This is a genomic window from Congregibacter sp. (genome assembly GCF_965660375.1).
Taxonomy (GTDB): domain Bacteria; phylum Pseudomonadota; class Gammaproteobacteria; order Pseudomonadales; family Halieaceae; genus Congregibacter.
The window spans coordinates 1-8,002 of the sequence record NZ_CBFHZO010000088.1; the positions used below are offsets into that span (position 1 = coordinate 1).

Annotated in this window: 8 protein-coding genes; 5 read left to right on the forward strand and 3 right to left on the reverse strand. The window is 56.1% G+C overall.

Features of this window, described 5'->3' with window-relative positions; genetic code table 11:
- Positions 1–1,703, forward strand: a 1,703-nt coding sequence (locus ACTG3T_RS08200; RefSeq protein WP_439101781.1) for an SPOR domain-containing protein, incomplete at its 5' end; no start/stop codon positions are given.
- A 42-nt stretch (positions 1,704–1,745) separates the two neighbouring features.
- On the opposite strand, the gene ACTG3T_RS08205 is transcribed toward ACTG3T_RS08200, so the two are convergent.
- Positions 1,746–3,302 (reverse strand): acyl-CoA synthetase, encoded by a 1,557-nt coding sequence (locus ACTG3T_RS08205; RefSeq protein WP_439101782.1) that lies wholly within the window; start codon positions 3,300–3,302, stop codon positions 1,746–1,748.
- A 145-nt stretch (positions 3,303–3,447) separates the two neighbouring features.
- On the opposite strand from ACTG3T_RS08205, the gene ACTG3T_RS08210 reads away from it, so the two are divergent.
- Positions 3,448–4,059, forward strand: coding sequence for an HAD family hydrolase (locus ACTG3T_RS08210; RefSeq protein ID WP_439101783.1), 612 nt, complete (start codon positions 3,448–3,450; stop codon positions 4,057–4,059).
- Positions 4,060–4,096: 37 nt separating this feature from the next.
- Entirely contained in the window at positions 4,097–5,023 is a 927-nt protein-coding gene (locus ACTG3T_RS08215) for an ATP-grasp domain-containing protein (RefSeq protein WP_439101784.1), read from the forward strand.
- A 93-nt stretch (positions 5,024–5,116) separates the two neighbouring features.
- Here the strand turns inward: ACTG3T_RS08215 and ACTG3T_RS08220 are convergent, their stop codons facing one another.
- The gene (locus ACTG3T_RS08220) at positions 5,117–6,256 is read right to left on the reverse strand and encodes an aromatic ring-hydroxylating oxygenase subunit alpha (RefSeq protein WP_439101785.1); all 1,140 of its coding nucleotides are present in this window, start codon (positions 6,254–6,256) and stop codon (positions 5,117–5,119) included.
- Positions 6,257–6,401: 145 nt separating this feature from the next.
- On the opposite strand from ACTG3T_RS08220, the gene ACTG3T_RS08225 reads away from it, so the two are divergent.
- Together ACTG3T_RS08225 and ACTG3T_RS08230 are read left to right on the forward strand one after the other, a co-directional pair.
- Entirely contained in the window at positions 6,402–7,007 is a 606-nt protein-coding gene (locus ACTG3T_RS08225) for a TetR/AcrR family transcriptional regulator (RefSeq protein WP_439101786.1), read from the forward strand.
- A gap of 152 nt (positions 7,008–7,159) precedes the next feature.
- On the forward strand, positions 7,160–7,429 hold the full coding sequence (locus ACTG3T_RS08230; protein WP_439101787.1) for a hypothetical protein: 270 nt from the start codon (positions 7,160–7,162) through the stop codon (positions 7,427–7,429).
- A gap of 22 nt (positions 7,430–7,451) precedes the next feature.
- On the opposite strand, the gene ACTG3T_RS08235 is transcribed toward ACTG3T_RS08230, so the two are convergent.
- Positions 7,452–8,002: DUF998 domain-containing protein (locus ACTG3T_RS08235; RefSeq protein ID WP_439101788.1), on the reverse strand; the 551-nt coding region annotated here is incomplete at its 5' end.

Here is an 8,002-nt window from a genome sequence, read left to right on the forward strand (position 1 = left end):
CGGTGAACAACCCACAAATACAGTCCCTCGCTGAGACGAGCGTGCGCAGCGTTCTCCGGCGCTTCAACGTCGATCTACTGCCGCAAATCCAGTCCATGGAGCAGTTTTTACCGGATGTGCTGCCACAGCATTCCAAAACGCAGATCGAGGCATTGCTTTCAACGCTCCGCGTGACGGGTCTCCAGGTCACCGAAGAAATGATGAACGCCGAGGTCACCTTTTCTGTACAGCCGCTCAGCGAGCCATTAAAACCGGAACGGGCACTTAACGAAGACGAACTTCAGCGCTGGGAAGAGCGTTGGCAATTAATGGATTCGCTGCTGGTGCTCGCGGTCAAGCACTACGCGGCCGCGACGCAGCTACAGGAATTACGGGGCGCACTGCTGGAGGCTCTCATCGAAAGTCGCTATCGCCTGCGCGACGCACTGAGTGAAGCACCCAGCACCGGAGAGGACATGGACCTCATCCGGGAATGGTTTCTCCAAAGCTGGCAGACCCTTGTGCCGGTCATTCAACGCGTTGCCATGGAGCAACCGGATCAGGAGCATCTGCTGCTTATCAGCGTTATCGCCGCCAGCGATGCCCTTGAGGCGCTGGATCAACTGGGACCTAGCGTGGGACTCGACATCTCTGCCAACGGGCTGCGCCGCCTTGCCCGGATGATCAATGGCAGTGCGGGCGACGAGCTGCTGATTTATTCCGAAGCGCTGGATCCACAGCTGCGCCAGCTGTTTGAAGAGGGTTTTAACACGGCGTCGCCACCCGTGACCTGGCATTGGGACTTTTCTTTTTTCTCCAAGGCTATCGCCGCAAACGATAATCGTCTCAACAGCTGGGCGCCTAAACGGCAGGACATGCCCGAGTATCTCCCCCTCGTTGCCCGGCTTATGGAGAACTCCATTAACGACGTCATCGCCAGCCGCAAGCTCAACCCAGACTTCCGCGACCTTTTTCGTAAACTTGTGCTCACAACGGCCTGGCAGGAGAGCTGCTGGAAACACTACACGGTGAGCAAAGACAGAAAGCTGGTACCCGTACGATCGGGGACCGGCGATGTAGGTCTGATGCAAATCAACGAGCGGGTCTGGCGAGGCTTTTACGATCAGCAGCGTCTGCGCTGGGACATTGCCTACAACAGTGACGCCGGCGCTGAGGTGCTTATCGACTACCTCACCAAATACGCCATTCGCAAGGGCGAGCACAAGCAGGCCGGGGGGCTTTCAAATCTCGCCCGATCTGCTTATTCCACCTACAACGGCGGACCCAGCAAAGTAGCGCGTTACCGCAGCAGCACCGCCTCAGCCTACGGTAAAAAAGTAGACGCCGCATTTTGGGAGAAATATCAAAAAGTCGCGGCGGGCAACGAGCTCGCTGTCTCTGCCTGCCATGGTGTAAACCTGAGTGGGCCTGCCATCACGCAAGCTGCAAGCAAAGGGGCTAGCTCTGATGCAACGAGATTGTCATCAAGCGGTTTTACCCTGCAGCTGGGGGCGTTCAGCACCGCCGAGGCCGCGCGGACGTTTATCGAACAACAGGCCCTCGGTGGTGCTGCCAAGGTCAGGCGGCGCAGCAAAAGCAGCCAAGACACCAAAGGTCAGTACCTTGTGGCCTACGGCAGCTACCCATCACGCGCCGACGCAGAAAGTGCAAAAAAGTCGCTCAGCAGGCTTGATCCGTGGATCCGGCCCTACGCGGATTTATAATCCGCCGCCGAATTTCTCGGCGGGCTTATGCGATTCTTTGCTTCAGCTGACACCCCGACCCTGGTTTTCCCAGAAAGGCTTGCGCAATTCGGTTTTCAATACCTTTCCCGCACCCGACAGCGGAAAGGCCTCTTCACGAAAACTGATGCTTCGGGGGCGCTTGTAGTTGGCAATAGTTTGCGTGTGTTCGATTAGCTCCTCGACGGTCACGCTTTTGCCCTCCTGCAGTATCACAATGGCGTGTACGGTCTCGCCCCAGCGCTCGTCAGGAATGCCGATTACGGACACCGCCGCCACCGCCGGGTGCGTGGACACAGCATTCTCCACCTCCGCAGAAAACACGTTCTCACCGCCGGTGACAATCATGTCCTTGAGTCTATCAACGATAAAGATAAATCCGTCATCATCGCGATAAGCGCCATCACCGGTATTCACCCAGCCGTCTTTCAGTGTCTCTTCAGTCTGCTCAGGACGGTTCCAGTAACCGGACATGGAGCCCGGTGCCCGGGCGACAATCTCACCCACTTCGCCGTTGGGCAAATCGTTGCCATCCTCATCACAGATTCGCACCTCAACGCCCGGTGCCGCGCGGCCGGCGGAGCGCATCTTCCCGGCGTTTGGTCCCTCCAGCGTATGATTCTCTGCAGGTAACAAGGTGATGATGGGCGCCATCTCCGTCTGCCCATAGCCCTGCATCCAGTCAATACCCGGCAGACGCTCCAACAGGGTGTGCATGAGCCCCTCGGGCATGGGTGAAGCGCCATAAGCAACAGCACGTAGTGCAGTCAGCCGCTTTGGATCAAAGTCCGGGTGATTCACCAGCATGCCGAGCATGGTGGGCACCATGAGAGTGTGAGTGACTTTTTCTGCCTCCAGCAAATCCATTACCTTTGACGGATCGAAACCGGGTAAAAAGGTATGGCACAGTCCATTGGTGCAGGCAGCTCCGGAGAAGGCACCATCGGCGAGATGAAACATGGGACCGGCGTGGAGATACACATCGCTCGTCTGGTAGACGGAACCACTGCTGACGCTTAGATTGTTAAACCACAGTGCCTGCTGAGACAGCATGACGCCTTTCGGGAAGCCAGTAGTGCCGCCGGTGTAATAAAGGCCCGCTAGATCGTCTCCGCCTCGCTCCGCATCCTCGCAGGGCTCGTTACCGGTGATCAGGGACTCATAATCAAGACAGCCATCAGGCGTATCACCCTCACCGGTGAATACGATCTGCGTTAATGACAGTTCTGCGGTCATCTCTCCCAGCATGGGCGCAAACGCATCGTCGATAAACAAAACCTTCGCGCCGGCATCGCCGAGCGCGTAGGCGTTTTCTGCAGCAGACCAACGCGTGTTCATGGGCACCACCGCTGCACCGGCCCACCAGACCGCAAAGTAATACTCAAGATAGCGGTCGCTATTGAGCGCCAGAATCGCCACCCGGTCGCCTGGGTCGATGTCCATGGCACGGATCGCTGATGCGAGGCGCGCCACGCGATCCTGCATCTCTGCCCAGCTGTGATTCCGGCCCAGATGCCGTGTTGCCGGAGCACCGGGCGTTGCTCGGGCATTGGACTTGAGAAACTCAGTCACTGAATACATGGTTTTATCCTTATTGGTATGGAGTACTGACTCACCAGTTTAATCAAGCTAAGGGGCATAGCCAGTTATAATCAACCCATAAACCCTCTCGCGGCAAAACCCTACACAGGGTCGCTATACACACCAGCTCCATGGACTACGACCTTTGAATCCCAGACTGAAAGCCCTGATTTTTGACCTCGACGGTACACTCGTGGACTCCCGTCTGGATTTTGCGGCTATGCGCCGTGAGATTGGGGCGCCTGCGGGTATCGGGCTCCTCGAATATGTCGAAACCCTCAGGTGCGAAGACGCCCAACAATCCGCCATGGACGTCATCCATAAACATGAAGTCGCGGGCGCCATGGCGGCGACCTGGATACCTACAGCCGAAGAGGCCCTCCATTCGCTTCATGAGCAGGGCATCCCCATAGCTATCGTCACCCGCAACAACCGTCACGCCGCTAAGTTGACCATGGACCGGCTCAGCATGCCTTCCATACCGCTTAAAGCAAGGGAGGATGCAGCGCCCAAGCCTGACCCGGAGGCGCTTTTGGCTATAGCGAAGGAATGGCGTATTCATCCGGCGCACTGCGCTTATATCGGTGACTTTCGCTATGACATTGAGGCCGCGCAGCGTGCGGGCATGCTCCCCGTTCTTTATCATCCCGCCGGAGAGAGCCCTCCGGCATTCGACACGCCCCCGCGAGCCTTAAGCGATTTTCGCGTGCTCACCGAGTGGTGCGCAGGGCAATCCAGTCAGCTCGGCGAGTCGTAAGCTCTCCGTCACTCGCACCCCAAACAAAGGCAGCCTCATGCACAAGGTCCACATCATCCACGAGAATCGCGAGTGGAGCGCCCCGCTCATGGAAGCACTTGATATGCTGGGTGTGCCTTACGAGGACTGGTTTTTGGACGAGGGATCGCTGGATTTGTCCAAGGTCCCGCCAGCGGGCGTGTTTTACAACAGAATGAGTGCCTCATCCCACACACGAGATCATCGCTTCGCACCAGAATACGCAGCCGCGGTACTCGCCTGGCTCGAGCGTCATGACCGACGAATACTGAATCCCGGTCGGGCACTGCAACTTGAATTGAGCAAAGTGGCGCAGTATGCCGCCCTGGAAGCCGAGGGCATCCTCACCCCCCGCACTATTGCCGTAGTAGGTAAAGCAGGACTCGCAAAGGCTGCCGAGGAAATGGGGGCACCTTTCATCACCAAGCACAATCGGGCGGGCAAGGGTCTGGGGGTGCGGCTCTTTCAGTCCGTGGAAGAATTGGAAAGCTACGTTGCCAGCGACGCCTTTGAGGAGCCCATTGATGGCATCACCCTGATTCAGCAATACATCGCCGCCCCCGAGCCTTTTATCACCCGCTGCGAATTCGTGGGGCAGGAGTTTGTCTATGCCGTCCGCGTAGATACCTCCGAGGGCTTTCTGTTATGCCCGGCGGACGAATGCCAGGATGAGGACGCCACCGTTTGCCCGGCGACATCGGCTGCGAAGTTCGAAATTATTGAAGACTTCGACGACGCAATCATCGAAGACTACCGGCGCATGCTCATCGCCAACGACATTCACGTTGCGGGTATCGAAAACATTATCTCGGCCGACGGACAGCGCTACACCTACGACATCAACACCAATACCAACTACAACCCGAGAGCCGAGCACAAAGCGGGCAAGTCGGGGATGAAGGCGATTGCCTTTCTGCTTAAGCGGGAGCTTGAAAGGCTGAGTTAAACACCCGTAAGTCAAACGGAGTTTTGATACTGGCCCCAGGACAAGAACGCTAGGCAGACAGCGTCCCCAAGGCTAAAGGTGTCGCTAAAGTACTCAACCAGCAAGACACCGCTTGACGGTATCATTAAATACGCCAAGGGCGCTCTCAAAACGGCCGAATATCATGGACTGGTCGAGTCCGGCGTTTACCGAACGCTGAATCCCTTCGGCAATGGCAAAGTCCTCCGCCAGGGTGGCGCAGGTGATGCGATGATTTTTCTCCCAATACGCCCCCGCATCTTCGCGTTCCGTAGCTTCCGCTGGCGCAAGCGTCCTTACGCGTAGCTCCGTGCGACCGGCAGCACGGGGGTTGGCCTGGATCCAAACGACATGGTCCTGCTGCACCAAGAACTGCGTATTGGGAAACATGAGATACAGAATATTTGCATGATCCAAAAGCCTGAACGCTGCATCCGTCCTGTCTGTCTCTGCCAGGGATGTGCGGGGTAGCACTGATCGAAGATGTTCTCCCAGGACCTGAAAGGTCGACAGATTGTTCTCAAAGAAAGGGCCGATGGTGTTCCTGTGAGCCACCTTAAAGTGATAGGCCTCCAGCCCACCCTCTACCAACAATTTCCAGTTTGCTTTGATATCGAGCACCGTCTCCTCGACAACCACAAGCCCGGCAATCTTCAGTGCCTCGAAGTCGTCCGCAATAGGTGCAAAATGCTCGTCGAATTGAAGGTCATCTGAGGAGTCGATGGTGACCCAGACAAAACCAAAGCGTTCTGCACACTCGAGTCGCCGAAGACCCAGTTCGGCTTTGTCGAGTTCTGCAAAGCCCTGATCAAAATGCGGGGCTGCCATAAAACCACCGTCGGTCCCATAGGACCAGGCGTGATAGGGACAGGTAAAGCGCTTGACGCAACCGGCTTGCTTTTCCACCAACTGCATCCCCCGATGACGACAGGCGTTAACAAAGGCATGCGCCCGTCCTTGGTCGTCCCTGCTAAGCAGTAAGGGAACGCCTGCGTATTCGGCTCTCAAGAAGGCGTTGGAACCAGCGAGGGCGCCACTATGGGCAACGGCATGGGGGAGGCGTCGGAATATCTTGTTATTTTCATCCGCAAACCGCTTGTCACTGCGGTAGTGATCGTAACTCTGTAGCGCTACGCCATCACCGAGGAATGCAGAGTTGGCGTTTTTTAGCTGGAGCAACTCTTCGCTAAGACCCAGCTCGTCTTGCCGTTTCATTATCAGGCACCCCGTATATTTACTGTCAATTTTTGGATTGCAATATACCTACCGATCGGTAAGCATTGTACTTACCGGTTGGTAAGTATCAAACTCGCTGAAGCGAAGATATAAACGGCAGGTTTAGTGAGATCAGTAAGTTCACATGAGAGCAAAACACACTTTATCAACGCGGGATAAGACACTTGCGGTAGCGACAGCATTGTTCGCCGAACGAGGTTTGCACGGCGTCAGTCTGGCGGAGGTCGCCCGGGAAATAGGCCTCACCAAGCAGGCCGTTCTCCATCATTTCGCGTCCAAGGAAAAGCTTTACGGTGAAGTCCTTGCCTCCATAGCGACTGAACTTGAAACGATGGTCACTCAAACGCGAGAGACTGAAGATTCGCCGGAAGTGCAGCTGGTAAATATCTTTGACGCGCTGCACCAACCCTCCTCCAACTCAAGGCTACGGACAAAGCTGCTTGTCAGAGAATTGATGGATATAGGGAATCGTCATACGCCAGCAAAAACGTGGCATTTAAAAGGATTCCTCGATCAGCTTGTGCAGCTTGGCCGATCTCTGGACGCCTGGTCCGAAAAATCCGATACGGAGATTTTTGCAGCGCTCTATCAGCTCATCGGCGCGGTGAGCTACTTCGCAATTTCAGAGACAACACTAAAGGGGATGTACGGCGCCAAAGAAACCCGCGCCATCGAAGGCGCGTTTAACGAGCAGTTGCGCCTACTGATCCAGGCGCAAATCGCAGCCTGATTAAAACAGCTCGTGACGGCACCGGCTGAGGTGCAAGCTGCTTTTCGGGAAAATGAAAAAGCTTTAAAGCCTGAGTTTTCATACCGAACACATCTCTATAAAAATGCAAACAACGCTACCATAGTTCGATAACTTCCAACGATGTGAGCACCATGGACGAAGGTACACAGGACGGCGGTCTTGCCCAATCAAGCGGCGAAGCGGTAGGCGGGTTTCTTTCCGGGATCCCGGCAGCGCTCAGAGACTTCTTTGCAGGCGTGGGCAAAGGGGCAGGCGTCAACGGCATGTTTGACTGGATAGCGCTGGTAATCGCTATTGCCTTGTTAATCGGCGCCGCGAGAGGTATCCGGCGCGGCCGGATTGTCGGGCCTCTTGTGAGCGGCTTTATTGCTGTGGCATTGATGGGCTGGGCGGTCTCCTAGCGCCACGACATTCAGCCCTGCATCAAGCTCTACTAGGGCCCGCGCCGTCGGGAATTAGAAGCGCAAGCATTGCCAACCATGCCAGCAGGGTAGCGCCCACCGTGCGCTCATAAGCGCCCAGCCAGCCGGCATCGATAAACGGTATGACGGGTATCAATGCCAGCCACAGAATGAAAAACACAGCGTTAAAGCGTGCACAACGCGGTGCCATTTGACGCAGGTCCTTATGCAGTAAGCCCATCACCACTCCCACGCTGCTCGCAAGAACGGCCAGGGGATCATTGGCATCGGGACCAAAAAGCACTGCGTCAGGGGCACTCAAAAAGTAAATCGCAATAAACACCAGGCCGGCACCGTTAAAAACCGTTAACCAAACTGCTGCCATCCAAGGACGGGACCTGAACTCGGTACGCGACAGAAGCGCTGCCAGGGCCAGGTGCACAAACGCCAGCAGAATTAAACCAGCGGTATGCACACCACTGCCCGACGCTCTGCTCAATTGGCTGATGGGTGTACTCATGGCGCTTTGCCCGGAAAGGAGCAACGAGAGCAGGTGAGCACCGAACATCAGCA